General features: G+C 77.6%; 15 protein-coding genes. 7 read left to right on the plus strand and 8 right to left on the minus strand.

Translation table 11 applies throughout. The annotated features are described in order from the left end of the window. Nucleotides 1-19: 19 nt before the first annotated feature. The 3 genes from IE329_RS24765 to IE329_RS24775 all read left to right on the plus strand — a co-directional run bounded on the left by IE329_RS24765 (nucleotide 20) and on the right by IE329_RS24775 (nucleotide 6,415). Nucleotides 20-1,537 carry a hypothetical protein gene (locus IE329_RS24765; RefSeq protein ID WP_190213174.1) on the plus strand — a complete coding sequence of 506 codons (1,518 nt, stop codon included), beginning with the start codon at nucleotides 20-22 and terminating at the stop codon, nucleotides 1,535-1,537. A gap of 70 nt (nucleotides 1,538-1,607) precedes the next feature. After that, entirely contained in the window at nucleotides 1,608-4,985 is a 3,378-nt protein-coding gene (locus IE329_RS24770; protein WP_190213175.1) for a right-handed parallel beta-helix repeat-containing protein, read from the plus strand. After that, entirely contained in the window at nucleotides 4,982-6,415 is a 1,434-nt protein-coding gene (locus IE329_RS24775) for a S8 family serine peptidase (RefSeq protein WP_190213176.1), read from the plus strand. The genes IE329_RS24770 and IE329_RS24775 overlap by 4 nt, the downstream gene beginning before the upstream one ends. A 174-nt stretch (nucleotides 6,416-6,589) precedes the next feature. On the opposite strand, the gene IE329_RS24780 is transcribed toward IE329_RS24775, so the two are convergent. Then, complete coding sequence (locus tag IE329_RS24780) at nucleotides 6,590-8,212, minus strand: MinD/ParA family ATP-binding protein (RefSeq protein ID WP_190213177.1); 1,623 nt, start codon at nucleotides 8,210-8,212, stop codon at nucleotides 6,590-6,592. 383 nt (nucleotides 8,213-8,595) lie between these two features. Between IE329_RS24780 and IE329_RS24785 the strand changes: the two genes are divergently transcribed. Together IE329_RS24785 and IE329_RS24790 are read left to right on the plus strand one after the other, a co-directional pair. Further along, nucleotides 8,596-8,952: a hypothetical protein gene (locus IE329_RS24785; RefSeq protein ID WP_190213178.1), complete on the plus strand. Its 357-nt coding sequence runs from the start codon at nucleotides 8,596-8,598 to the stop codon at nucleotides 8,950-8,952. Nucleotides 8,953-9,166: 214 nt separating this feature from the next. Further along, nucleotides 9,167-9,826 carry a sigma-70 family RNA polymerase sigma factor gene (locus IE329_RS24790; RefSeq protein ID WP_229927723.1) on the plus strand — a complete coding sequence of 220 codons (660 nt, stop codon included), beginning with the start codon at nucleotides 9,167-9,169 and terminating at the stop codon, nucleotides 9,824-9,826. A gap of 133 nt (nucleotides 9,827-9,959) precedes the next feature. Here the strand turns inward: IE329_RS24790 and IE329_RS24795 are convergent, their stop codons facing one another. Then, entirely contained in the window at nucleotides 9,960-12,848 is a 2,889-nt protein-coding gene (locus IE329_RS24795) for an AfsR/SARP family transcriptional regulator (RefSeq protein WP_190213179.1), read from the minus strand. 190 nt (nucleotides 12,849-13,038) lie between these two features. Between IE329_RS24795 and IE329_RS24800 the strand changes: the two genes are divergently transcribed. Both IE329_RS24800 and IE329_RS24805 read left to right on the plus strand, forming a co-directional pair. Continuing rightward, nucleotides 13,039-16,014, plus strand: coding sequence for an AfsR/SARP family transcriptional regulator (locus IE329_RS24800; RefSeq protein ID WP_190213180.1), 2,976 nt, complete (start codon nucleotides 13,039-13,041; stop codon nucleotides 16,012-16,014). Nucleotides 16,015-16,419: 405 nt separating this feature from the next. Then, nucleotides 16,420-18,753: an ATP-binding protein gene (locus tag IE329_RS24805; RefSeq protein WP_190213181.1), complete on the plus strand. Its 2,334-nt coding sequence runs from the start codon at nucleotides 16,420-16,422 to the stop codon at nucleotides 18,751-18,753. A gap of 98 nt (nucleotides 18,754-18,851) precedes the next feature. On the opposite strand, the gene IE329_RS24810 is transcribed toward IE329_RS24805, so the two are convergent. The 6 genes from IE329_RS24810 to IE329_RS24835 all read right to left on the minus strand — a co-directional run bounded on the left by IE329_RS24810 (nucleotide 18,852) and on the right by IE329_RS24835 (nucleotide 25,719). After that, nucleotides 18,852-19,763 carry a hypothetical protein gene (locus tag IE329_RS24810; protein WP_190213182.1) on the minus strand — a complete coding sequence of 304 codons (912 nt, stop codon included), beginning with the start codon at nucleotides 19,761-19,763 and terminating at the stop codon, nucleotides 18,852-18,854. A 212-nt stretch (nucleotides 19,764-19,975) separates the two neighbouring features. Continuing rightward, nucleotides 19,976-21,232, minus strand: coding sequence for a phenylacetate--CoA ligase family protein (locus IE329_RS24815; RefSeq protein WP_190213183.1), 1,257 nt, complete (start codon nucleotides 21,230-21,232; stop codon nucleotides 19,976-19,978). A gap of 8 nt (nucleotides 21,233-21,240) precedes the next feature. Continuing rightward, nucleotides 21,241-22,116 (minus strand): SDR family NAD(P)-dependent oxidoreductase, encoded by an 876-nt coding sequence (locus tag IE329_RS24820; protein ID WP_190213184.1) that lies wholly within the window; start codon nucleotides 22,114-22,116, stop codon nucleotides 21,241-21,243. Beyond that, nucleotides 22,113-23,402, minus strand: a complete 1,290-nt coding sequence (locus IE329_RS24825; RefSeq protein ID WP_190213185.1) for an MFS transporter — start codon at nucleotides 23,400-23,402, stop codon at nucleotides 22,113-22,115. Before IE329_RS24825 ends, IE329_RS24820 begins: the two co-directional genes overlap by 4 nt. A 2-nt stretch (nucleotides 23,403-23,404) precedes the next feature. After that, on the minus strand, nucleotides 23,405-24,652 hold the full coding sequence (locus tag IE329_RS24830; protein WP_190213186.1) for a phenylacetate--CoA ligase family protein: 1,248 nt from the start codon (nucleotides 24,650-24,652) through the stop codon (nucleotides 23,405-23,407). Continuing rightward, nucleotides 24,649-25,719 (minus strand): ATP-grasp domain-containing protein, encoded by a 1,071-nt coding sequence (locus IE329_RS24835; RefSeq protein ID WP_190213187.1) that lies wholly within the window; start codon nucleotides 25,717-25,719, stop codon nucleotides 24,649-24,651. The genes IE329_RS24830 and IE329_RS24835 overlap by 4 nt, the downstream gene beginning before the upstream one ends. Nucleotides 25,720-25,724: the final 5 nt, after the last annotated feature.

Here is a 25,724-nt window from a genome sequence, read left to right on the forward strand (position 1 = left end):
CGAAGGCCAGGGGGCCAGGGTGGGCAAGGACCAGAACGCCGGGAAGCAGCCGGAGGAGCCGGCGGCGGAGGGGTACCAGCTGCCCGCCGTGGCCTGGGTCGTGCCGGCGGCGCGGACCCCGGCCCCGGCGGCCGGTGCCGTTGCCGGTGCCACCGGCGGCGAGGGGGAGGGCCGGGCCGCGGGCGGTGCGGAGCCGGAGTCCACGACGGCCGCGACCACCGTGGGGGCCGTACCGACCGTGGCCGGCGAGGCACCGGCGGGCCCCGGGCCCGTGGCCGCCGCCGCGACCGGGTTCACGGCCGGGCCCGCGTCCGCCGCCCCGGCCGAGGCGTCGGCCGAGGGGCCGACCGAACCGCCGACCGGAACGGGGCCGGGGACGGTCGCCGAGGCCGCGTCCCCCGCCGGAACCCTGGCCGGCGTCGTCACCGGCCCGGTCCAGGAGACGGCGGACCCGGAGGGCGGCCGGCCGGGCCGGATCCCGCGGCCGATGGTGGCCGCCGCCGTCATCGCGGGCCTGGTGCTGATCGGTGTTCCGCTGGGCATCGGCCGGTTCGGCGGCGACGACCCCCACCCGGGCGCGGACGGGCCGCCGCCCGCCGGGTACACCCAGCAGGACGGCGGTGGGGACGGATTCGTCCCGGGGGTGGACGCGCAGGGCAACGTCACGCTGCCCGCCCCCGTCCCCGGGGCCGATCCGTCGGCCCAGTCGGCCCTGCCCGCCGCACCGACCACCGACCCCGGCGCGGCCGGTGGCACCGGTCAGGAGCAGAACGCCGCCGGCGGCGGTCAGCCGGGCGGGCGGCCGGGCTCCGCACAGTCCTCGGGTGGTGCGGGAACGCCCGCCACGGGCGGGCAGCCGGCCGGCCAGGGCGCCGCAGCCGGCGGAGCGGCCGGTGGTGCGGCGGGCGGCGCGGCCGCGGCGAGCGGCGGCGGTGGCGCCGCCCAGCCGCCGCAGACCCAGCAGCCGGCGCCGGCCCAGCCCCCGGCGGCGAAGCCCGCCCCGCCGGCCGCGCCGGTCTACAACGCCGTCGCGGGCCTGTGGTGCAGCCCGCCCGGCAACACCACCACCACCCAGCAGTACGGGCGGTACGAGAAGGGCCAGGAGGGCTGGGTCACCAACTCCGGCGGCTACGCGGCGGACGGCTGCAACGGCAAGTACGCCTCGCTGCCGATGTCCGGGGCGGCCGAGAAGGACGACGGCAACTCGGTCGTCTGGACCTTCAACACCGCCCCGGTGGTCAACGGGAGCTGCGCGCTCGCCGTGTACGTCCCGGCCAGTGGCGACATCAAGGCCGTCGGTGGAGCCCCGTCCTACTACACCGTCCAGTCCAAGTCGGAGCCGGGCACGGGCACCATCAGCCACTTCGTCGTCAACCAGACGTCCTCCAGGGGGTCGTGGGTCGGGGTCGGGACCTACCCCGCCACCAACGGGAAGATCGCCGTGATGCTGCACACCCGGGGCGAGGACTGGAAGGACGGCACCAAGACCTACGCCCACCACGCGGCGTCCGCCGTCCGGGCCAACTGCACCGCCTGACCGGCCGCCGGGCGGTGCCCGGCACCGCCCCCAGCCGGAATCCCATCAACGACGGAGGAGAACGAGCGCGATGACGCGCCATGTGCTCAGTGTGTGCGCGGAGCAGCGCGACGGCGGCTACCGCACCATCGGCGAGGCGCTGGAGGCGGCGCGCAGCGGTGCGGTGATCAGTGTCCGCCCGGGCCGGTACGAGGAGAACCTGGTCATCACCAAGATGGTGACCATCACCGCCGAGGAGGCCCGGGGCAGCGTCCGGATCTCGCCCCGGCGCGGCGCCGTGGTCCAGGTGGTGGCCGAGGCCGTCCAGTTGACCGGTCTCGTCCTCCAGGGCCGGGACGAGGAACTGCCCACCGTCGACGTCCCGCGCGGGCAGGCCGCGCTGGAGGACTGCGAGGTGGCCGGCAACTCGTGGACGGCGGTGCTCACCCGCGGGCAGGGATCGCTGGCGATGCGCGGTTGCCGGATCGTCAACCCGGCCGGGGCGGGGATCGTCGAGACGTCCGGCGGGACGAGCGTCGTCGAGGACTGCGTGATCGAACACCTGGGCAGTTCCGCCGTGGTGATCGGCGAGCGGGCCAACCCGGTGATCCGGGACTGCGTCCTGCGCGACGCCCGGGGCAACGGCGTCTGCGCCAACGGCGAGGGCCGCGGCTCGATCGAGAACTGCGAGATATCGGCCACCGACAAGCCGGGCATCGCGCTGGAGGAGAACAGCTCGACCCGGGTGCTGGGCACCACCGTCCGGGACACCTCGATCGGCGTCTACCTCAGCTCGGCCACCCGCGTGGTGCTGGAGGACTGCACGGTCAGCGGCACCCGCGGCCACGGCATCGTGGTGGCCGGCGGCAGCGACCCGCTGCTCCGGCGCTGCCGCACCGAGCGGACCAAGGGCCACGGACTGCGGGTGACCGCGCGCTCCCGGGGCACCTTCGAGGACTGCGAGGTGGCCGGCGCGGAGCAGGCCGGCATCCAGGTGGACGAGTCGTCCAGCCCCTCCCTGACCCGGACGGTGGTCCGCGACGGCGGGGCGGCAGGGGTCGAACTGGTCGGCGAGAGCGCCGCCGAGTTCGACCGGCTGGAGGTCCGGGGCGCGGCCGGCGCCGGGGTGAGCGTGCGCGACGGCGCCAACCCGCTGCTGCGCCGGCTGGAGGTGAGCGAGGTGCGCGGTCACGGCGTCGAGGTGCTCCGGGAGGGCCGCGGCCGGCTGGAGTCCTGCACCGTGTCCTCGACCGGCGGGGCGGGGCTGCGGATCGCCGACGGTGGCAACACCCAGATCGGCGCCACCACCGTGCGCGGCGCCGGCACGGTGGGCGTCGAGGTCGGGGCGCAGGGCGTGGCCTCGCTGCGCGACTGCGACGTGTCCGACAGCGGCACCGACGGCGTGCGCGTCGAGGACGGCGGCGAGCTGGCCATGGCCAGGTCGCGGCTGCACGGGAACCGGCGGCACGGCGTACTGCTGGCGGCGGGCGCCCGGGCCACGCTGAACGGCTGCGAGATGGCGGACAACGCCGTGGACGGGCTGCGGGCGGAGTCCGAGGAGGCGATCCGGATCACCGGCTGCACCGTCGCCGGCAACCGCGGCTCCGGACTGCGCCAGACCACCCCCAGCGACCGGTTGGCCGTGGAGGACCTGACCAGCCGGGAGAACGCCCGGGCGGACGCGCACGGCGCCCCGCCCGCCGGGAGCGACCGCGGGCCGTCCGCCCCGCCGGTCCCCCCGGAACCCGGGGAGCGGCCGCCGGCCGCCGCGGCCCCGGCCGAGGCGCCCCCGCTCGACCCGGACGGCCCGCAGGCCGCGCTGGAGGCGCTGGTCGGCCTGGAGGGGGTCAAGGCGCAGGTGGCCACCCTGGTCAACCTGAACAAGCTCGCCAAGCGCCGCGAACTGGCCGGGATGCCTGCCGTGCCGATGGGCCGTCACCTGGTCTTCGCGGGCCCGCCGGGCACCGGCAAGACCACCGTCGCCCGCCTCTACGGCGCCATCCTGGCCGAGCTGGGCGTGCTGCGCAGCGGCCACCTCACCGAGGTGGCCAGGGCCGACCTGGTCGCCTCGATCGTCGGCGGGACGGCCATCAAGACCACCGAGGTCTTCCAGTCCGCGCTGGGCGGGGTGCTCTTCCTCGACGAGGCGTACACGCTCTCGGCGGGGTCGGGCGGCACCGGCCCCGACTTCGGCCGGGAGGCGATCGACACCCTGGTCAAGCTGATGGAGGACCACCGCGACGACATCGTGGTGATCGTCGCCGGGTACTCCGACGAGATGCGCGACTTCCTCGGCTCCAACCCCGGCCTGGCCTCGCGGTTCAGCCGCACCGTGGTGTTCCGCAACTACGCGGCGGACGAGCTGGTCACCATCGTCGAACGGGCCGCCGCCGGGCACGGCTACACCCTGGCCGACACCGCACGGGAGGCACTCGGCACGCACTTCGAGCGGATGCCCAAGGGCCCGGACTTCGGCAACGGCCGGGCGGCCCGCAAGGTCTTCGAGGAGATGGTGGACCGGCAGGCGTCCCGGCTGGCCGACCTCGCGGAGGTCGCCGACGCGGACCTGGCGCTGCTCGTCCCCGAGGACATCGGCGAGGAGGCCGCCGCGGCCGTCCGGCGGGCGGGCGGCGGCGCCGAGGAGGCCCGTACCGACCTGCTGGACCAACTGCGCGCCATGGTGGGCCTGTCGGCCGCCAAGGAGCAGGTCGAGGACCTGGTGAACCTGATCAAGCAGGCCCGCCGCCGGGAGGAGGCCGGCCTGCCGACCGCCACGATCAGCCGGCACCTGGTCTTCGCGGGGCCGCCCGGCACCGGCAAGACCACGGTGGCCCGCCTCTACGGCGCGATCCTCGCCGAGCTGGGCGTGCTGTCCGGCGGCCAGCTGGTCGAGACCGCCCGGGCCGACCTGGTCGGGCGGTACATCGGGCACACCGCCCAGCTCACCAAGGAGGCCTTCGAACGGGCCCGCGGCGGCGTGCTGTTCATCGACGAGGCGTACACCCTCACGCCGCGGGGCGGCGGCGGCAACGACTTCGGCCAGGAGGCGGTGGACACCCTGATGAAGCTGATGGAGGACCACCGCGACGAGGTCGTGGTGATCGTGGCCGGCTACCACGAGGAGATGCAGGGCTTCCTCGGCTCCAACCCCGGCCTGGCCTCGCGGTTCCCCCAGCAGGTCGCCTTCGAGCACTACACCCCCGAGGAGCTGGTCACCATCGTCCGGCTGCAGGCGGAGCAGTCCGGCTACGTCTGCGCGCCGGAGACGCTGACCGCGCTCGGCGAGCTCTGCGCCGCCGTCCCCCGGGACCGGACCTTCGGCAACGGCCGGTTCGCCCGCCAGACTTTGGAGGCGATGGTGACCAGGCAGGCCGGCCGGCTGGCCCGGCTCGACGTCGGCGACCTGTCCGAACTCAGCCTGCTGCTGCCGCGGGACATCCCGCCGCTGCGGCAGGGGAGCCCGGCGTGAGGTGCCGCCGTCCGGCCGCCGTGGCGCTGATCTGCTCCGCCCTGCTGACGCCGGCCGCGGCGGCCGGCGCGGCTGCCCAGGGCGTGCGGGGTGCCCCCGGAGCGGCGGCCGCCACCGGCGCCCCCGGCGGGAGCGTCCCGGCCGCGCCGGCCGCTCCGGGCGGTCCCGCGGCCTCGTCCGGCGGGGCCGATCCGATGTCGCTCCCCGTGATCGGGCAGAGCACCGGCACCGCCCGGCCGGAGGGGTGCGCCAAGCCCTCCGACAAGGGCACCGAGCGGACCCCGTGGGCGCAGACCGTCCTTCGCCCGGAGGCGGCCTGGCAGTTGAGCCGGGGCGCCGGGGTCACGGTCGCGGTGGTCGGGTCGGGCGTCGACGCCGCGTCCGGCGTGCTGGAGGGCCGGCTCGCCCTCGGCCCGCGCGAGTACGGCCCCGGCGGCGCGGGGCGGGACTGCGTCGGCCACGGCACCTTCCTCGCGGGGCTGATCGCCGCGCGGCGGCAGGACGGCACCGGCTTCGCGGGCATCGCCCCCGAGGCCCGGATCCTCGCGGTGGCCGTCACCGACGAGGCCGGGATCACCACGCCCGCCCTGCTGGCCAAGGGGATCCGGGACGCCGCCGACGGCGGGGCCCGGGTGATCGTGGTGGCGGTGCCCGTCCCGGTGGGCGGCGAGGACCTGGCGGGCGCGGTGCGGTACGCGGGCGAGCGGGGGGCGCTGGTCGTCGCCCCGGCCGGGCCGGACGCGACCAGCTCCGGCGCGTCCGGCGGCCAGGCCTTCCCGGCGGCGTACCCGGAGGTCCTGGCGGTGGCCGGCCTCGGCCCGAGCGGCGCTGTCTCGAACGGTGCCGGCTCGAACGGTGCCGGCTCGAACGGTGCCGGCTCGAACGGCGCCGGGGCGAACGGTGGCGCGGTGAACGGTGGCGCGGCCGGGACGGAGGCCGCCGGGCCGGGCGGCCGGGTCGACCTGGTGGCCCCCGGGGACGCGCTGATGAGCGTCGGCCCGGGCGGCAAGGGCTACTTCACCGGATCGGGGCCGAGCTTCGCCACCGCCCTGGTGGCCGGGACGGCCGCGCTGGTCCTCGGCTACCGGCCCGAACTGACTCCGGCGCAGCTGCTCGACCGGTTGAAGGCCACCGCCTACCATCCCGGCACCCTCCTGCCGGACGCCCGGGTCGGCTACGGGACGGTCGACCCGCTGGCCGCCGTCAGCGCGATGCTGCCGGGCGCCCCGGACGGCGCCGCCGCCCCACCGCCCGCCCGGGCGGGGACGCCGGTGGCGGCCGTCGAACCACCGGCCGCGCGGCCGGGCGACGGTCAGGCGGTGGCCGTGGCGGGCGGCGTGTTCGGGGGAGTGGCCCTGGTCGGTGGCCTCGGGTACGTCCTCAAGCACGGCAGACGGCGCGGCTGGCAGCCCGGCCGCTGGAGCAGCTGAACCTGGTCCGTCCGGATCCGGCGGCCCGGACGCTGCTCCCGGGGCCGGCCCGCCCGGCACTCCGCGCGGCCCGCCCGGCATTTCGAGCGGCCCGCCCGGCACTCCGAGCGGCCCGCGCGGCATTTCGAGCGGCCCGCGCGGACGGGCCGTGGCCGGCCCGTCCGGTGCGGACGGTCAGACCCGGTCCAGCGCGGACGGCCGCCGGGCGGGGGCGGGGTGGGACCGGTGCGGCGGCAGCGCGGTCGGCCGGTGGTCGGTGCCGGGCTGCGCGGCCGCCATGCCCTCGGAGACCGCGGCGGCGAGGTCGAGATACGCCCGCCGGGTCCTCGGCCGCAGCTTCGCCAGATCGAACTCCCCTCCCGTGGACAGGTGTTCGTCGAACGGCACCACCACCACGGCGCGGCAACGGGCCCCGAAGTGGGCCACCAGGTCGGCCTCCCCGACGAGCCGGCCGGGACCGCGGATGCCGGAGATCACCGTCACGCTGCGCCGCGCGAGCTCGCCGTAGCCGTGGGAGCCCAGCCAGTCCAGGGTGCTGCTCGCACTGCTCGCGCCGTCGACGCTGGTGGTGGCGGCGACGACCAGTTGGTCGGCGAGGTCCAGGACGCCGCGCATGGAATCCTGCGTCAGGCCGGTACCGGTGTCGCTGAGGACGACCGGGAACTGGTTGCCCAGCAGCTCGATCAGCCGGTGGTAGGCCTCGCCGTCGAAGCCGGCGACGCCGGCCGGGCCCGGACCGCCGGCCAGGACCTCCAAGCCGCTCGGGGCCTGCGAGGTGAACCGGCGGACGTCCATGTACCCGGTGATGGAGGGGGCCGCCGCCAGCAGGTCGCGGACGGTCGCGGTGGTCTGCGGGCGGACGCGCCGCCCGAGGGTGCCCGCGTTCGGGTCGGCGTCCACAGCGATGATCTTGTCGTTGCGGGCCTCGGCGAGGACGGAGCCGAGCGCCATGGTCGCCGAGGTCTTGCCCACCCCGTCCTTGAGGCTGAGCACCGCGATCCGGAAGCTGCGGAGCAACGGGGTGCGGATCGCGGCCTCCGCCCGCAGGCGCTCCTTCTGCCCCTGGCCGAAGGAGAGTCCCCGCCGCCGGGATCCGCGCTGCGGCTCCGGACGGGGAGCTCCTGCGGGCTCCGGCCGGGCCGGGCTCGGCACGGCGACCGGGCCGGTGACGGGGGCCGGACCGGTGGGCAGGACGACAGGCGGAACGGTGGGTGGAACGACGCCCGGCGGTGCGACCTGGGCCGGGCCCGCCTGCGCCTGCGGCAGGGGCGGAGCCGGAGCCGGAGCCGGAGCCGGGGCCGGGGCCGGAGCCGGGGCCGGGGCCGGGGCCGGGGCCGGCATCAGCACCTGGGCCGGGAGCCGGGGTTGAGCGGTTGGGACGAGACCCTGGGCCGACGGTACGGGACCCGGGGCCGGCCCGGCCGGGGCGGCGGGCGCGGCCGGCGCCGCCGCGGGAGCCGGGTCGGTGCCGGACTCGCCCGGTCGTGCCTCCGGCGGCACCAGCACGGTGCCCATGGCGTCCAGCGGCAGCGACCAGGTCGGCTGCGGCGCGGCCGCGCCGCCGGCCGCCGGCGCGGCCGGCCCCGGGGGTTCGGCCGGGGGTTCGGCCAGGGGTCCGGCCGGGGGGCCCGCCGTCGGCCCGTCCGTCGGCAGGGCCGCGCCCGTCCGGACCAGCGGGGCCTGGCCGGGGGAGGCCCCGGGCGGGTAGTAGGGGGTGTAGTCGGGGGCGAGGTCCCGGTCGGGGCCCTCGGCCAGCCGCCGGACCTGTCCCACTGCGGTGCTCTCTTCGGCCGCCACGCGTCCGCCTCCTGTCGCCACGTCGGCCCTTCTCCGGCTGTCGGTACAGGCAGCCTCCACCTGGCCGCCGTACGGGCCGTCCGACCAGGAGAACGGCGCGGGCCGGGGGAGCGGTTCACCCGGCCGCGCGGTGAACCGTCGGCGGTGGCCGGCCCGTTCAGCTGGGCAGGACGGCAACCGCCGGCGACTTCCTGGAGGACGACATGCAGAGGCCGGCGAGGAGTCGCGGTGGCCGCCCGCACACCGGTGTGGCGCCCGCCGGGGCGGACCGCGGGCAGGCACGCTGCCGCGCGGGCCGGGGCCCGGGCGGCCGCCGGAGCGGTTCGGCGGGCCGGGCCGGCGGACGAGCGGGAGTCCCGCGCGGAGCGGGGAGAGAGGCACCGATGTCACGGGACGGGTCGTCAGGGGATCCACGGCGGCTCATCGCGTCCTGGCGGGCCCGGCCGCCGGAGCCGGTCGCCGGGCCGCCGCTGCTGCCGGTGCCCGAGGCCTCGGCGGTCGAGGTGATCACGGCCGTGCGGCGGCTCGTGCGTCCCGGGCCGCCGTCGGTGCGGCCCCGCCCCGCCCCGCGGCCCGAACTGCTACGGCTGGCGACCGCGCTGGTGGTGGACGAGCACCCGTCCGCTCCCGCCTGGTCCGCGACGGACCGGGAGACCGTGGCCGAGTGGGTCGCGGTGCTGATCGAGTACCGGGGCGAGGACGGGGTCCAGGCCCTGCTGCGGGCGCTCGGCCGGGGCTGACCGGCCCGCCCCGGCCCGCCCCGGCCCACCGCGGGCCCGGCCGGGACGTCGGTCGGGGCGTCGGCCGGGACAAGGCCGCGGCGTTGGCGGTGGCTTGGCGCAATCTTGGCGCGGCCCGGGAGCGTACCGGTGCCGGGCCGGGGATTCCGCCCCGCCCCGTCGGGCCGTCCGATCGGCCCGCACCGAGACTCCGTCGGATTCCGTGAGGTAGTGCGTGTCCATCCAGGCTCCCGCCCAGTCCGTGCCCGCAGCCCCGTCGCTCCCCGCGGCCGACCCGGGCGCCGCGCGCCCCACCCTCGACCCGGGGACCCTCGCCGAGCTCTACCGGCTGCACGGCGGCTACCTGCTGCGCGCCCTCCAGCGGGTGACCAACGGTGACCGCGGCAAGGCCGAGGACATCCTCCAGGAGACCCTGCTCCGCGCCTGGCAGCACCCCGAGGCGATCGCCGCCGGGCCCGAGCAGAGCCGCCCCTGGCTGTTCACCGTGGCCCGCCGGATCGCCATCGACCACTACCGGATGGCCGCGGCCCGCGCCCAGGAGGTGTCCGGCGACATGCTGGAGGACCGGCCGCCGGTCGCCGACCCGTACGCGGAGGCGGTGGCCCTGCGCGACATCGAGCGGGTGCTGGACCGGTTGCAGCCGCACCACCGCGAGGTGCTGGTCGAGCTGCACCTGTTGGACCGCTCCGTCCAGCAGGCCGCCGAGCGGCTGGGCGTGCCGTCGGGCACGGTCAAGTCGCGCAACTTCTACGCGATCCGCGCGCTGCGTCCGGTCCTCGCGGCCGAACCGGGCTACGCCCCGGTCGCGCCGTCCGCGCCGGCCGCACCGGCCCCCGCCGGGCCCGCCCCGGTGGCGTTGCCCGGTGCTGCCTGATGGGGCACCAGGGCCGGCCCGCGGGCGCTCCGGCCGCTGCCCGGCCGGACACCTCCGCCGCCTCCGCCACCCCGGCGGTACCGGACGTACCGGACGTACCGGAAGAACCGGACGCTCCGGCGGCCCGGCACCCTCAGGCCGCCCCGGCCGCCCCGGAGCTGCCGCCCCGTCGTGAGCGCTCGACCGCCGCGGGCGCCCGGCCGGGGGAGGAGACCGCCTGATGCCCGTGCGGCCGGAACAGCCCGACGGCGGAGCGCAGGTGCCCGACCGCCTCCGCCTCGCGGCCCAGGGCCCGCAGGAAGGCGGCGTAGGACTGCGCGGAGACGGCCCGCAGGTGCGCGAACCCGGCCTGCTCGCAGGTGACCAGCAGCCGGGCCCAGGCCAGTTCGGAGGCCTCGGCCTGACCGAGGGCCTGCAGTGCGCGCGCCTCGGTCAGCATCGACCGGGCGTGGACGGTGGTGGCCGGGTGACCGGGCAGCTGGTCCCTGGCCGCCCGGGCCCGGCGCAGCGCGCCCTGGTGGTCGCCGGCCAGCAGGGCGGCGGACGCGGCATGGCCGAGGGCGTGGGCGGTGAGGGGCCCGGAGCCGGACTCCTCGGCGAGGGCCACCGCGGCCGCCGCCGACCGGGTGGCGGCGGCGTGGTCCCCGAGCAGGGCGGCGCCGAGCGAACGGGCGGCCAGGGCGCGGACGTGCGCGGGGCCGTCCGCCGGGGTGGTGGCGGCGACCGCACGCCGGGCCGCCGCGTCCGCCTCCTCGGGGCGTTCCAGCGCGATCAGCGCGTGCGCCGTGGCGCCCCGCAACAGCGCGGTGGCGACCCGGTCCTCGCACCGTTCGGCGGCGCGCGCGCCCGCCTCCAGGCAGTCCAGCCAGTCGCCCGGCCGGCCGGACCCGCCGTACAAGGCGCTCGACCCCAGGGCGAGGCGCCAGGCACGGGCGGGGTCGGCCCCGGCGGCACGGCCGACCAGCGCGCGGACGGTCGGCCCTTCGGCCCGGAACCAGTCGAGCGCGCCGCGGGTGTCGCTCACCGCCGGCAGCACGGCGGGCGGGTGCGCGCCGTCGTGGCCGTCCTGCCCCGGTTCCAGGTGCTCGCCGCAGTGCCGGACGGCCGTCCCGTAGTGGTCGAGCAGCCGTCCGAGGGCGAGCCGGCCGGTCCCGGCCGGCTGCTCGGCGAGGAGTTCGGCGCCGAACGCCCTGACCAGGCCGGGACGGCCGCAGCGCCCCGGCGCGCTCTCGCCGAGCAGGTGGTGGGCGGCCAGCTCGCCGAGCGCGGCGCGGGCGGCGTCGAGGCCGGTGCCGAGCAAGGCGGCGGCAGCGGGGGCGTCCACCTCCCGGCCCGGGTGGACGGCGAGCAGGGTGAGCAGGTCGGCGGCCGGCGGCGAGAGCCGGCGGCGGGTCAGCAGCAGGGTGCTGCGGATGCCGACCTCCCCGTCGGTCTCCAGGGCGGACAGCCGGGTGCGCTCGTCGGCGAGCTCGGCGACCAGGCCGCTGATCGTCCAGCCGGGGCGGGCGGCCAGCCGGGAGGCCGCGATCCGCAGGGCCAGCGGCAGGTGGTCGCAGAGTCCGGCCAGGTGTTCGGCGGCGGCGGCCTCGGCGTGGACCCGCTCGGGGCCCAGGCTGCGCTCCAGCAGTCGCCGTGCGTCCACGCCGGGCAGGGCGGTCAGTCGCAGGACGGCGGCGCCCTCGGCCACCACCAGGCCCTCCAGGGCGCTGCGGCTGGTCACGACGGTGGCGCAGTCGGCCCCGGCGGGCAGCAGGTCGGTGACCTGCTCGGCGCTGTGCGCGTTGTCCAGCAGCACCAGGAGCCGCCGCTCCGCCGTCCGGGCGCGGAAGAGAGCGGTCCGGCCCGCACGGCCTTCGGGGACGGCGGACTCCGGGACGCCCAGGGCGAGCAGGAACCGGCCGAGCACCTCGGCCGGGTCCGCCGGGCCGGCCGGGTCGAAACCGCGCAGGTCGGCGAAGAGCTGGCCGTCCGGGAACCCCCCGGCGGCCCGGTGCGCCCAGCGGACGACGGTGGCGCTCTTCCCGGCACCGGCCGGGCCGGCCACCACGGCCAGTCCGTCGCCGGTGCGTCCGGCCCCGCACTCGCTGTCGAGCCAGCGCGACTCCGCCTCCCGCCCGACGAAGCCCGCGGGCCGGCGGGGGAGCTGGCGGGGCGGCGACGGCTCGGCCGGTCCGGCCCCGGAGCCGGGTGCCGGGCCGGCCGCGGGCCCGCCCGGGGCGGCCGGCGGCCCGCCGGGCCCCGGCCCGGCGGCGGGTGCCCCGGCCAGCACCTCGGACAGCGCCGCGCGGAGCTCCGCACCGGGCACCATGCCGAGTTCGCGGTCGAGCAGCTGCCTGGCGTGGTGGTACGCGGCCAGCGCGTCGGCGGGCCGGCCGGCCTGGTGCAGGCAGCGGACCAGCAGCGCCACCACGTCCTCGCGCAGCCGGTCGGCCCGCACCCGCAGTTCCAGGGCCGGCACGGCGGCCGCGCCGGAGCCCTGCCGCAGCCGCAGTCGCGCCCAGCCGATCAGGCCCTTGGTCCGGGCCTCCTCCAGCCGGCCGGCCAGCGCACGGCGCAGCTCGGTGTCCGGCAGGTCTGCCAGCGCGGCGCCGGTCCACAGGCCCAGCGCCCGCTCCAGCAGCCCGATCGCCTCGGCGTCCGCGCCCGGCCCGGCCCGCTCGGCGTGCTCCCCGGCCCGCGCGGCCAGCGCCTCGAACCGCAGCGCGTCGACCTGTTCGGCCGGGCCGGTGAGCAGGTAGCCGGGCGCCCGGGTGCCCAGGTCGAACGGGGTGCCGACGAGGATCTTGCGCAGGGCGGCGACGTGCCCCTGCAGAGCGGCCCTGGCCCGGGCCGGGGGCTCCTCGCCCCAGAGAAGTTCGAAGAAGCGCTCCACCGGGACGACCCGGCCGAGCCGGAGCGCCAGCACGGCCAGCACCGCCCGCCGCTGGGCGCCGGGCAGGGCGGCGAACCCTCCGGAAGCGGTCCGAAGCTCCACCGGGCCGAGCAGCCGGATGCCCACGCGGTCGCCCACAGTCGCCCCCACGGCGGTCGAGCCTGATGTCGGGCTGCAGTGTATCCGCGCCCTTTGTCCCCGCCGGAACCCCGGCCGGGCGGCGGCTGCCCGAACGGGCAGCGGCCGGTTGCCCTTTCGGGCGGTCCGCGGTCCGCGGCCGGCCGGCCCCCGGCCGGATCCGCCAGGATGGCCGGTGGCCGGCACACGGGCGAGGGGCGGCATGCGGATCGATCTGCTCGGTGCGGTGACCGTCCGCCGGGACTGCGGTACGACGGTCACCCCCTCGGCGCCGAAGCGCCGCGCGCTGCTCGCCGCGCTCGCCGTGGAGCTGGACCAGGTGGTGCCCACCGACCGGCTGGTCGAGCTGGTCTGGGACGGCGCCCCGCCGGCGACCGCGCGCGCCGCGCTGCAGGGCCACGTCACCGGCTTGCGCCGACTGCTGGACGGCAGGCTGGTACTGGCCACCCGGGGCGCCGGCTACACCCTGACCGGGGGCCCGGAGCAGGTGGACGCCGTCCGCTTCGAACGCCTCTGCGGCCGCGCCGGGGTGCTGCTCCCCGGTCGCCCGCACGCGGCCGGCCCCGCTCCGGCCGACCGCCCCGGCCCGGCCGGGCCCCCGTCCCCGGCCCCGCCCCCGGCCGCCGTCCGCACCGGGTCCGAGGACCCGGCACTCGCGCTGCTGCGTACGGCGCTGGACCTCTGGCGCGGTCCGGCGCTGACCGACTGCGGCTCCGACCTGCTGCGCCGGCGGGCCGCGCCCCGGCTGGCCGGCCTGCGGGCGCGTGCCCTGGACCGGCTGGCCGAGGGCCTCTGCCGGCTGGACCGCGGGTCCGAAGTGGTCGCCGAACTGATCGAGGCCGTCCCGGCCCGTCCGGCCGACCAGCGGCTGGCCGTCCGCCTGGTCGACTGCCTCGACCAGGCCGGGCGCCGGGCCGAGGCGCGGTCCTGGTACGACCGGGTGACGGCCCAGCTCTCCAGCGCACCCGGGCCCGCCCTGCGGCTGGCCGGTGAGCGGGTCGCGGGCCGCTCCCCGTCCCGCACCGCCGCCGTCGCGGGCTCCTGGCCCGCGGCGGCCGGCGGCCTGCCGTGCCCCGCCCCCTCCCAACTGCCACGGGCCAGCAGGAGGTTCGCCGGGCGGGCGGCCGAACTGGCCCGGCTGGACGCGGCGACCGCCACCGGCTCGGAGGCCCGCCCGGTCCTGGTCACCGGCCCGGCCGGGGTCGGCAAGAGCAGCCTGGTCCAGCACTGGGCCCACCGGGCCGCCGACCGCTTCCCCGACGGCGTCCTGCACGCCGACCTGCGCGGGTTCGACGAGCGGGACCCCCGCGAGCCGGCCGAGGTGCTGGCAGGGTTCCTGGCCGCCCTCGGGGTCGCCGGGAGCGCCCTGCCGGCCTCGCTCGACGCCCGCGCCCGGCGCTACCGCGAGCTGCTGACGGGACGCCGGATCCTGATCGTGCTGGACAACGCGCGCAGCCACCGGCAGGTGGCCCCGTTGCTGCCCGACCCGCCGCCCGACCACGCCCCCGAGGACGCCCTCCGCACCGCCCCCGACGCCACCCCCGACACCGCCCTCGACGCCGAGCGGGCTTGGGCGGGGCCCGTCACCGTGATCACCAGCCGCGGCAGACTGCGCGACCTGCTGGTGCACGAAGCCGTCACCCCGATCCCGCTGGACGTGCTGACCCCCGCCGAGGCGCTGGAACTCCTGGGCCGGGCGACCGATCCGGCCCGGGTCGCCGCCGAGCCGCGGGCCGCCGCCGAGCTCGCGGAGCGGTGCGACCGCCTGCCGCTGGCGCTGCGCCTCGCCGCGGCCCGGCTGGCGGCCCGCCCGGACTGGACCCTGGCCGACCTGGTGGCCGAGCTGGCCGTCGAGCGGGCCGCCCCGACCGGCCCCGGCGCGCCGGGCGTCGGGGCGGCCCTGGACCTGACCTGCCGGACCTTGCCGCCGGCGGCGGCGCGGCTCTTCGCCCTGCTCGGCCTGCACCCCGGCGTGGTCGTCGACCCGGGCGCCGCCGCGGTCCTCGCCGAGGTGACCCCCGCCGAGGCCCGCCGGCTGCTGGCCCGACTCGACGCCGTCCACCTGCTGGAGGAGAGCGCACCCGGCCTGTTCGCCCGGCGCGAGCTGGTCCGCCTGCACAGCGCCGGGCTGGCCGCCGAACTCCCCGCCGGCCAGGGGCCGGCGGCCCTGGACCGGCTGATCGAGCACTATCTGGCCGCCACGGCAGCCGCCGTGAGCAGTACGGACAGCACCACCGGCCGTCCCTCCGCCACCCCGCCGTCCGCCGTCACCACCCCACCGTCCACCGTCACCCCGATCCGTCCCCTCGCCCCGGCCCCGGCGCCCTCCCCGCCCGCCGGGCGCACCCCGGCCCCGGCGGCCGCCGCGCGCACGGCCGGCGACTGGTTCGACCGGGAGGAGCCCGCGGTCCGCGGACTGGTGCTGCGCGCGGAACAGCACGGCCGGTCCGCCGCCGCCTGGCGGCTCGCCCACCGGGCCGGGGCGCTCTACGCGAAGGCCGAGGACCGCCGCGCCGAGTGGTGGACCACCGCCGAGTCCGGTCTGCGGGCCGCGCGCGCCTGCGCCGACCCGGCCGCCGTGGCCCGGCTGACCACCGACCTGGCCGTGATCCTCGTCGGCCGGCCGGACGTCCGGGCCGCCCTCGGGCTCCTGGACCAGGCCCTCGCCTCGGCCGACCTGATCGGCGACCCGGTGCTGCGCCATCACTGCCGGGCCCGGGTGGCCGACGTCCTGGTCAGGGCCGGCCGGCCTGACCGGGCCGTGCCGCTGCTGGCCGACGTCGTGGCCCGCGCCCGCACCCTGCCCGACGACCGCCTGCTCGCCCGGGCCCTGGACGAGCTGGCCGGCGCCCAACTGGCGGGCGGCGCACCCGGACCTGCGCTGGCGCACGCGGACGAGGCCGTCCGGATCCTGGCCGCCCACCCCGACGCGACCGAGACCGTCCGGGCCACCCACACCCGGGCCGAGGCGCTGCACGCCCTCGGCCGGCACGGCGCCGCCCTCACCACCGTCCGGCTGGCCCTCGCCCTCGGCCGCACCCAGGCCGACCCGGGCGTCGCGGCCCGCTCGCACGCCCTGCTGGCCACCGTCCTGCACACTCTCGGGGGCAGCGGCAGTAGCAGCACCGACGGAGCCGGGCCGGCGGGCCGGCGGGCCGCCACCGGAGCGGATCGCTGACCCGCCCGGCGCGCACCGCCGACCGGCGCCGGCCCCCGCGCCCGCCCCCTCGGGCGGACCGACCCGCGTGCCGCGACAGGCAGAACCACAGGCGGAAGTACCGGGCGGAACCGGCGCCGGCGGTGCGGCCGCGCACCGCGTTCCGCCGGCACCGCCGCGGACCGGACGGTCCGTCAGGCCTGCCCCGGCGGTGCCGCCCGCCCGTCGGTCAGCCCGTCGGTCCGCCCGTCGGTCCGGGGCAACGGCATGATCTTGACCAGTGCATACTGTGCGAGCTGAACGTGTTCGGTGCAGGGACCGACACCGTGGGTGACAGGGGCGGCGATGGGTTCGACAGGCAACCCGACAGGCATACCCGCAGGCGTACCCGCAGGCAGTTCCGCCCCGGCGGACGACTTCTGCCTGATGCTGTCCCGCCTCCGGGTGCTGGCCGGCCTGACGCAGGCCGAGCTGGCCCGGGCGGCCGGGGTAAGCCTGCGCGCGCTGGGCGACATGGAACGCGGCCGCACCCGCGGACCGCAGCGCCGCACCGTGCAGGCCCTGGCCGCCGCGCTCCGCCTGGACGAGGCGCAGGCCGCCGCGCTCGACCGGGCGGCCCGGAGCGGACGCCCCCGGCGAACCCCCGCCCACGCGGAGGACCCGCCCGCGGAATCGGCCGCGGCCGCGCCGGGCAGCGCCCCCGGGACGGACCCCCAGGGCGGGGCGGCGGCGGGGGAGGCCGTCCACTCCGCCCTCGCACTGCCCCGGGACATCGCCGACTTCACCGCCAGGGAGGAGGCCTTGGACCGGCTGCGGCGGCTGGCCCAGGACGCGGACCCCGCCCACCCCCGGATCGTGCTGGCCTACGGGCAGCCCGGCCTGGGCAAGACCGCCTTCGCCCTGCACGCGGCCCACACCCTGGCCCCGCTGTTCCCCGACGGCCAGCTCTCGCTCGACCTGCGCGGCATGGCCCCGACGCCGCTCGCGCCGCGCGAGGCACTCGCCCAGTGCCTGCGCGCGATCGGCGTCGCCGACCGCTCGGTGCCCGCCGGCACCGAGGAACGCGCGGGCCTCTTCCGCACCCTGGTGCGGGAGCGCCGCCTCGTCCTGATCCTGGACAACGCCGCCGACGAGGCACAGGTCCGCCCCCTGCTGCCCGGCTCCGGACCGGCCCTGACCATCATCACCAGCCGCCACGTGCTGCCCGGCCTGGAGTCCGTGCACCGCCTCCCGCTGGACGTTCTCGCCCCCGCCGAGTCGGCCGCCCTGCTGGCCCGGATCGCCGGCCGCGAGCGGATCGCCGCCGAACCCGAGGCCGCCGGCGAACTCGCCCGGCTCTGCGGCCACCTGCCGCTCGCCCTGCGGATCGCCGGACAGCGGCTGGTGGCCCGCCCGCAGCAGCCCGTCAGCCACCTCGTCCGGCAACTCGCGGCCGAGGAGTACCGGTTGGACGTCCTGGAGGCCGGCGACCTGCGGGTGCGCACCGCCTTCGCGCTCTCCTACCGCAAACTGCCCGCCGCCGCCGCGCTGGTCCTGCGCCGCTGTTCCCTCACCGCGGGGGAGGACTTCACCGCCGCCACCGTCGCCGCCTACGCGGGTCTGCCGGGCCGGCAGACCGACCGGCAGCTGGAGCTGCTGGCCGACGCCGGGCTGCTGCAGGCCGCCGCCACGCCCGGCCGCTACCGCCTGCACGACCTGGTCCGCCTCTACGCCGGCGAGCGACTCCTCGCCGACGACGGGCGGGAGGCCGCGGACGCCGCCCGCGAGCAGGCCGGGGACCAGCTGCTCCGCCGTGCCGCCGCGGCGGGCCGGCGCTTCGACGTCGAGGGCGCCGGGGCCGACCCGTCGGGGGACCCGGACCCGGACCCGGACCCGGACCCGGCCACCGCTCCCGAGACCCTCGCCGACGCCCGGCGCTGGCTGGAGGAGGAGCACCCCGAGTGGCTCGCCGCCCTGCGTCGCGCGAACGGCGCCGGCCGGCACCAGCAGGTGGTGGACACCGCCGAGGCCATGCACTGGTTCTCCGACAGTCTGCTGCACTGGGACGTCTGGGCCGAGGTCTTCCAGCTCTCCGTCGACTCGGCCCGGGCCGTCGGTGACCGGCTGGCGCAGGCCGTCCAGCTGAACTACCTGGCCTGGGCCCACATCATCTGCCTGCACCGCTACCGGCAGGGGCTGGCCGTCGCCCGGGAGGCCCTGGAGCTGGCCCGAGCGATCGGGGACGCCCAGCAGGAGGCCTGGGCGCTGGCCTACTGCGCCACCGCCCTGCGCCGGCTGCTGCGGCACGAGGAGGCCATCGAGGCCTACCGGCAGGCGGCCGAGGTGTTCGCCACGCTCGCCGGCCGCTCCGCCGAGGTCGGCCGGGTGGTGGCGCTGCGCTGCGTCGGAGCCTGCCTGCGCGAGTCCGGCCGGCCCCGGGAGGCGCTGGAGACCCATCGGCTCGTCCTGGCCGAGGTCCTGGACTGGCTGGCGGACTCGCCCTCGCACATGACCCACCTGCTGGCCGCCTTCGGGGCCCACGAGGCCGGCCTCGACCGGTCCGCGCTGCGCCAGTGGCCCGAGGCCGAGGACGCGTACCGCCAGGCGCTGCGGCACTTCGAGGACGCCGGCCAGCCCGACAGCATGACCCAGACCCTGACCGAGCTGGGCACCGTCCTGATCGAGCTGGACCGCGCCGACGAGGCCCGCGAGCTGCTGACCACGGCGCTGGCCGACCTGACCGCCGAAGGCGGCCGGGGAGGGCACCGGCGCGCCGGCTGACCCGCTCCACGGCCGCGCCGGCCCGCGCCGCCGGCCCACCCGGCACCGGTGGGCCGCCACGCCCGAGGGCGCCGCCGGCCCGGCGGACGGAGCCGGCGTCAGCCGGCGGTGGGGGCCAGCCGCACGGTGGCCGTTCCGGTGGCCACGGCCGCGGGCGCGTCCTCGTAGTCGGGGTCGGCGGCCTCCGCCCGCGCCGAGACCGTGGCCCGGCCCGGCCGGAACGGCACGCTCCCGGCGGGGACGGCCTGGGCCTGCCACGCGACCGGGGCACCCGGTACGCACGACACCGAGGTGCTGTACGGGCCCCGGACCTCCACCCGGTTCACGCTCTGCACGACCTCACCCGAAACGGTCACCGTGGCGGGCTTGTTGCACCGCACCGTGCCGTGCACGGCGGCCTTTCCGCCCTCCGCGCCCGCACCGCCGCGGACCGCTGTGCGCACACCGAGGACGAGCCCGGCCGGCGGCGGCGGGTTGACGATGTGGACCTCGCCCCGCAGCGCGGCCGAACTCCCCTGGCAGCGCTGCTCGAAGCTCGCGTCGAAGGCCTGCACGTAGCCGTACGGTCCGAACACGAGCCTGGAGACCGTGAACGAGCCGCCGAGCGAGTCGCACCCGCGTCCGTCCCCGTGGAGGGAGACGTCGGCGCCGCCCTCGGACGGCTCGGCCGCCGGTTCGGCGAAGTGGCCCACGGTGAGCGCCTGGCCGGCGGGCGCGGTGAGGTCGAGCGTCCAGTCGACGTGGCCGGCGGCCTCGACCTGGAGCACGACGTGCCGGTGCTCGGGGTCCGCGCCGATCTCGAAGTGGTCCTGCGCTCCTGCGGTGTAGCCGTAGGAGCGTCCCCCGGTGATCCAGTCGCCGGGGTCGCCGCTGAAGGCGAGCGTTCCCGTGCCGACGCTCTGGGCCTGGGCGGCCGGTCCGGCCAGGACGGTGGCGGCGGTCAGGGCCAGGACCGGCCCGAGGACGGCGGTGACGCGTGCGAGGGTACGTGCGGGCGCTGTCGGATGCACAGGTCTCCCCTGGTGTCGGCTTCGGGTGGCGGCCCGACGGCGTCCTGCCGCGGGCCGCCCGAAGTCTCACAGCGGGAGATCCGGCGGACAACCGCTTTTGTCCGCTGCGAAGTTGGTGCCGGACGGCTGTCCGGCCGGGGGCCCGGGTGCGGGTCCGGCCGCCGGCCCGCCGGGCGACGGCCATCGCCCGGCGGTCCCGTTCCCGGACCGGCTCAGACCGGCGGGCGCTCGTCCAGCACCTGCTGGAGCTTGCCGGTCCGCGGGTTGGTGACCAGTTGGGAGCGCGGCACCCACTCGACGGTCAGGTGGTGGACGGCGCCGGACGCCACCTCCGCCGGGTAGAGCGGCCGGGCCGTGTAGACGGCCTCGACGAGCCGGTCCGCGAGGCCGGCGGGCGGCTCCTCGGTGTACCCGAGGCGCAGGATCAGGCCGTCCCGGCCGTCCCAGCGGCGTTGCACCAGCTGCATGCCGGCGATCACGTGGTCCGGGTCGGCGGCGACCAGCACCGCGCGGATCTCCTCGGTCGGCATCGCCACCGTCCCCACCCGGGCGCCCTCGACGGACCGGCCGAGCAGCCGGAACCGCTGCCGCCCGGGGTCCACCCACTCGGCGCGGTCGCCGGTCGGGTAGCGCAGGATCGGCATCAGGGTGCGGAACAGGTTGGTGACCACCACCCGGCCGGGCACCCCGGGCTCGGTCACCGGCTCCCCGGTCACGTCGTCCACCAGCTCCACCAGCGTGCGGTTCGGGAAGGCCTCGTGCACCCGGACGTCGTCGCCGGGCACCGGCGCCCCGACCAGCCCGGCGTCCACCGAGGCGTAGCCGACCGAGGAGACGGCGGCCTTGGGGAAGGCCCGGGACAGGATCGGCCGCAGGTCGGCGAAGAGCAGGTCGCCGCCGAAGAGCAGCAGCTCCACCGAGTCGGCGACCTGGCCGCGCCGGACCAGGCACTCGGCCACCGCGCTCAGCTTCATCGGCTCGCCCGCCAGGACGTGCACGCCGAACCCCTCGATCAGGTCGGCGATCCAGTCGTCGGAGGCGGCGCCGCCGACCGGCAGGCGGACGTTGTCCACCGGCGCGTGGTGCAGCGCGTTCTCGATGTAGAGGAACCCGCCGTACAGTTCGCCGGCGCAGAACAGGTTGGCCACCCGGTGGCCGGGCTTGAGCCCCGCCTGGACCATGCCCGCGCCGAAGGCCGTCACCGAGTCGGCGTGCTCGGTGCGCGACCAGGGCGAGAACTTGGGCACGCCGGTGGTGCCCCCGGTCTTGTAGACGCCGGCGTCGGTCAGCGGTCCGGTCAGCAGGCGGTTGTCCGGCCAGGTGTTGGCGGCCCAGAAGGCGACCTGGTCGATGACGGGCAGCTGGGTGATGTGCGAGACCGTCCGCGGTACGTCGCGGTACAGCTCCGCGTAGAACGGCGAGTGGGTCCGGGCGTGGTCGACCAGCTCTTGAAGCGGCTTCGCGGGCACTGCTCCTCCTAGCTCTCGGCGGATTCCGGTTGCCCGATCCAGGTGCGGGCGAGCCGCTGCACGGCGCTGCCGTCCCGGTCGGTGAGTTTCTGCTCCAGATAGGCGGCGGCCCAGTCGCCGGTGGTCACCCGCAGGGCCGGCCGCTCGGCGCGCAGGGTGGCCACCACGACGTCGGCGACCTCCCGGGCCGGCTGCCCGGCGCCCTCCCAGCCCTGGCCGCCGACCCAGTCGAGGTAGTCGGCGAAGGTGGATGCGTAGGGGCCGGAGGCGGCCTGCAGGGTCCGCCGGTCGATGTCCGGGAAGACCCCGAACGAGGTGTCCGGCACGAAGCCCGGCACCACGACGGAGACCCGCACACCGTGCGCCCCGGCCACCGGCGCCAGGCTCTCCATGAACCCCTCGACGGCGAACTTGGCCGCGCAGTAGGCCTCGTTGAACGGCTGGCCGACGATCCCGTGCACGCTGCCGATGGTCACCAGCCGCCCCCGGGCGGCCCGCAGCAGCGGCATCGCGGCCCGGCTCACCTCGACCACGCCGAAGAAGTTCACCTCCAGGTTGGCCCGCAGCGCGGCCGTCGTCGACATCTCCAGGGTGGGGTCGAAGTTGGACACGCCGGCGTTGTTGACCACGGCGTCCAGCCGCCCGTAACTGCGCCCGACCCCCTCGACGCAGGCGGCGACGGAGGCGGGGTCGGTGACGTCCAGCCGGCGGACGTCCACGGTGACGCCGGCCCGGCCGGCCGCCGCGCGCAGCGCCCCGGCCCGGCCGGGCTCCCGCATGGTGGCCACCGTGGCGAACCCGGCCCGGGCGGCGGCCACCGCGGTGGCCAGCCCGATGCCCGAGGAGGTTCCGGTGATCAGCACGACCTCGTGCGCCGCCGTCATGACGCGCTGTCCGCCGGCGCCGGCACGGTGCCGGCGGCCGGGGCCTTCGCACGGGCGGCCGCGTCCAGCAGCGGCTGGATCCGGACGGCGGCCAGGAACGAGCAGGCGGCCAGCAGGGTGCCGCCGGCCATCACGGCGCGGGTGGCGTCGAGGATCCCCAGCGGGCCGGTGAGCAGGGTGACGGCCAGGCCGCCGGCCAGGGCGGCCAGCGGGATGACGCCCCAGGTGACCGTCCGGAACGCCGCGTGCATCACGCCCTGGTTCTGCGCGGACATCCGCGACTGCCGGGTGGGCGCGCTGCACACGTTGATGCAGGACATGAAGAAGCCGTAGCAGCCCATCGTCACGGCGATCACCGGCGCGGCGGGCAGCGCGGGCGCGGCCAGCACGCCCAGCCCGACCAGGCAGTGCAGCAGCAGGGCCCAGGCCAGCGTCCGGCCGGTGCCCAGGCGTTCGCTGATCCGCGGGGCGACCACGGCGCCGGCCAGCGCGCCCACCGCCGCCACCGACATGGCCGCGCCGAAGGCGCCGACCGACAGGCCGAGCCCGCGGTAGGCGAGGACGGGCAGGACGGTGACGAAGACCGGGCCGCCGCAGTTGAGCGTCACGGCGGCGATCACCACCCGGCGCAGCACCGGGTCGGCCCAGTTCAGCCGGAAGCCGGCCGTCAGCCGCTCCAGGACGGACCCGGTGGCGACCGTCCGCTCGCCCCAGGGCGGCATCGCCCGGAAGCAGACGGCCGAGACCAGGTAGCTGGCCGCGTCCACGAGCAGGGCGGCCACGCCGAGCGCGCTGTAGAGGCCGGCCGCGATCGAGGGGCCGGCCACCTCGGAGACCGAGCCGCTGCCCTCCAGCCGGGAGTAGGCGCGGACGAGGTGCCGCTCGGGCACGACGGCGGGCACGGCCACCAGGTAGCCCACGTTGAAGAAGATCGTCGCGCCGCTGATCACCGCCACGCAGCCGAAGAGCAGCGGGGTGGAGAGCCGGTCCAGCCAGTAGGCGAGCGGGACGACCGCCACCGCCACCAGCCGGACCAGGTCGCAGACGAGCATCGTCCAGCGCTTGTCCCACCGGTCGACCAGCACGCCGGCGACCGGCCCGAGCAGCGGGATGCCCAGGTACTGGGCCATCGCGACCACGCCGACCTGGAGCGCGCTCGCGTGCAGGACGAAGATCATCAGGGTCGGCACCACGAACACGGTGACCCGGTCGCCGACCGTGCTGACCGTCTGTCCGGCCCAGAACAGGTTGAACCCGCCTCCCAGGGAGACCGGGCGTCGGGGCATTCTCACGCCTCCTCCCGGACGACGAGGCGGGAGGTCTTGCCGGTCCGGTCGTTGCTGATCAACTCGTCCGCCCGCCGGACCTGGAAGGACTCCGGGTCGTGCTGGAAGCCGGTGCTGAGGGTGAAGGTCGCCGACAGCAGCTCCCGGCGCAGCCGTTCCGCGTCGGGGGCCGCGTCAGGTGCGCCGTCCCGGGCGTCCGGAGCGGTCAGCAGCAGGATCTCCACCGTGGCGGCCCGGCCGTCCCGTTCGGTGATCACCACCTGCGCCCGGGACACCCCCGGCTCCCCCTCCACCCGGTCGACGATCTCGTCCACGTGCAGGCCCAGGCCGCGCACCTGGACCACGCTGTCCCGGCGGCCGAGCACCCGCATCGCCCGGCCGGGCCGCCCGCACGGGCAGGCCACCAGCCGGCCCGCGTCGCCCGTCCGGTAGCGCAGGACGGGGTTCAGCATCTCCGGGTCGAGGGTGGTGAAGTCCAGCAGGTCGTCCGGCCCGACGTGCACCAGCTGCTCCGGGAGGGTGTGGAAGGTGTCGGCCGGGCAGTCCGGGGTGTTGGTGCCGACCACCCAGGTCTCGGTGCTGCCGAACATCCCCCACCGCCGGGCCTGCGGCGCGACCTCGGCCATGTCCCGCTCCAGCTGGGGCTGCCAGGCCTCGCCGAGCCAGAGCACCTTGCGCAGGGCGGGCAGCTTCAGCCCGGCGGCCCGCGCGTGCGCGAACCAGGTCTGCAGCACGCTGGGCGTCCCGCCGATCGCGGTCACCCCGCGGGCGGCGAAGAACCCCAGCCAGTCGTCGTACTCCGCCCTGGTCACCGAGCCCAGCGCGATCACCTGGCAGCCGGACAGGTCGGCCAGCGCGGCGGCCAGGAAGTGCGCGCCCCACATCCGGCCGGCGCCCCAGGCGTTGACGAAGACGTCCGTGCGGTCCAGCGGCTGCCAGTGCGCGTGCACGCCGGCCATGTAGAAGCCGGTGGGCGCGTGGCCGACCTTGGGGGCGCCGGTGCTGCCGCCGCTCTGGAACAGCCAGGTGGCCCCGTGCTCGGCCCGGGGGTCCAGGTGGTCCAGGGCGGTGTTGAGGTCGTCCTTCGCCATCGGCGGCAGGGCGGCGAGGTCGTCCAGGGTGCGGACGTCCTGGTGTTCGGTGTAGCGCGCGGCCAGCCCGGGGACGGACTTCAGCAGGCCGAGCACCCGGCGGGCGACGTGCAGCCGCGGCTCGGCGGTCGCCGGCGGGAGCGAGAAGTCGCCGGTCATGCCGTCACCGTCCCCGGGGCGAAGCCGGCGTCGCGGCCGTCCGCGCCGTTGGCCAGCCACTTGGCGTGGGCGGTGCGGTAGGCGGCGAAGCGGGCGCGGGTGATGTCGCGCTGGAGGGTGCGCCCCGGGTCGTCGAAGTCGGGCGCGATCACCCCGTCCGGCTCCAGCTCGGAGAACCAGAACCGCTCGCCGTCGTGCAGGAAGTCGATGCAGAAGAACGGGATCGGCAGCCGCTGCGCGAAGTACGCGGTGGCCGCGGCCAGTTCGTCCGGCACGGGCGGGAACTCCATCGCGCCGCCCCGGCTGGCGTTGGCCACCGGCGAGCCCGGCCCCGGGATCCGCTTCATCACGGCGTACGGCTCGCCGTCCACCACGTACACCCGGTAGTCGGTGGTCCCGTCGCCCAGGTAGGGCTGCACCACGAGGGTGGTGTCGCCGCCCTGCGCCAGGCTGGCCAGGCCCCGGACGTCCTCCGGCCCGCGGGCCAGGTTGATCCCGCCGCCCCCGCACCACCCGGCCGGCTTCACCAGCGCCGGGTAGGTCACGTTCCTGAGCGCCACCTCGTGCAGGTTCTTGTCGACGTCCCGGCCGGTGCCGATCCGGACGGTGGGGATCGGCGGCACCGGCGAGCCGCCGAGGTGCAGCAGGGTGGCGAGCTTGTCGTTGCCGATCAGCGACACCTGCGGCGGGAACGGCAGGTAGAAGCCGCTCTGTTCGAGCACGGCGTAGAGCGCGTACTGGTTGAAGATGTCCATCGACTGGTAGGGCAGCGAGTACAGCGCGGTGACGAAGAGGGTGTCCCGGGGGGAGACCGGCTCGCCGTCCACGTAGACCCGGGGGCTGCCGGTGACGGTGGCGTCCACGGTCACCGCGTCCGGCGCGTGCCTGGTCCAGCTCATGCCGAGGCCCTCGGCGACCTCGGCGTAGAGGTTCCAGAAGAAGTCCGGCCACATGGCGGCGGCCCGGGTCGACTCCCGGTCGGGGAAGATCCAGCACATGCGGCGCAGCGGGCCGTCGGGGGCGGCCGTCGGGCCGTCGGGCTCGTGCGTCGTCAGGGGTTCGGTCATCGTGG

Source organism: Kitasatospora indigofera (assembly GCF_014655955.1).
Lineage (GTDB): Bacteria > Actinomycetota > Actinomycetes > Streptomycetales > Streptomycetaceae > Kitasatospora > Kitasatospora indigofera.

What these genes read in the sequence shown, in the direction of transcription:
- IE329_RS24830 (WP_190213186.1), bottom strand. Translation starts at nt 24,652, where the DNA reads ATGACCGGCGACTTCTCGCTCCCGCCGGCGACCGCCGAGCCGCGGCTG.
- IE329_RS24820 (WP_190213184.1), bottom strand. Translation starts at nt 22,116, where the DNA reads ATGACGGCGGCGCACGAGGTCGTGCTGATCACCGGAACCTCCTCGGGC.
- IE329_RS24770 (WP_190213175.1), top strand. Translation starts at nt 1,608, where the DNA reads ATGACGCGCCATGTGCTCAGTGTGTGCGCGGAGCAGCGCGACGGCGGC.
- IE329_RS24805 (WP_190213181.1), top strand. Translation starts at nt 16,420, where the DNA reads ATGCTGTCCCGCCTCCGGGTGCTGGCCGGCCTGACGCAGGCCGAGCTG.
- IE329_RS24785 (WP_190213178.1), top strand. Translation starts at nt 8,596, where the DNA reads ATGTCACGGGACGGGTCGTCAGGGGATCCACGGCGGCTCATCGCGTCC.
- IE329_RS24835 (WP_190213187.1), bottom strand. Translation starts at nt 25,719, where the DNA reads ATGACCGAACCCCTGACGACGCACGAGCCCGACGGCCCGACGGCCGCC.
- IE329_RS24825 (WP_190213185.1), bottom strand. Translation starts at nt 23,402, where the DNA reads ATGCCCCGACGCCCGGTCTCCCTGGGAGGCGGGTTCAACCTGTTCTGG.
- IE329_RS24800 (WP_190213180.1), top strand. Translation starts at nt 13,039, where the DNA reads ATGCGGATCGATCTGCTCGGTGCGGTGACCGTCCGCCGGGACTGCGGT.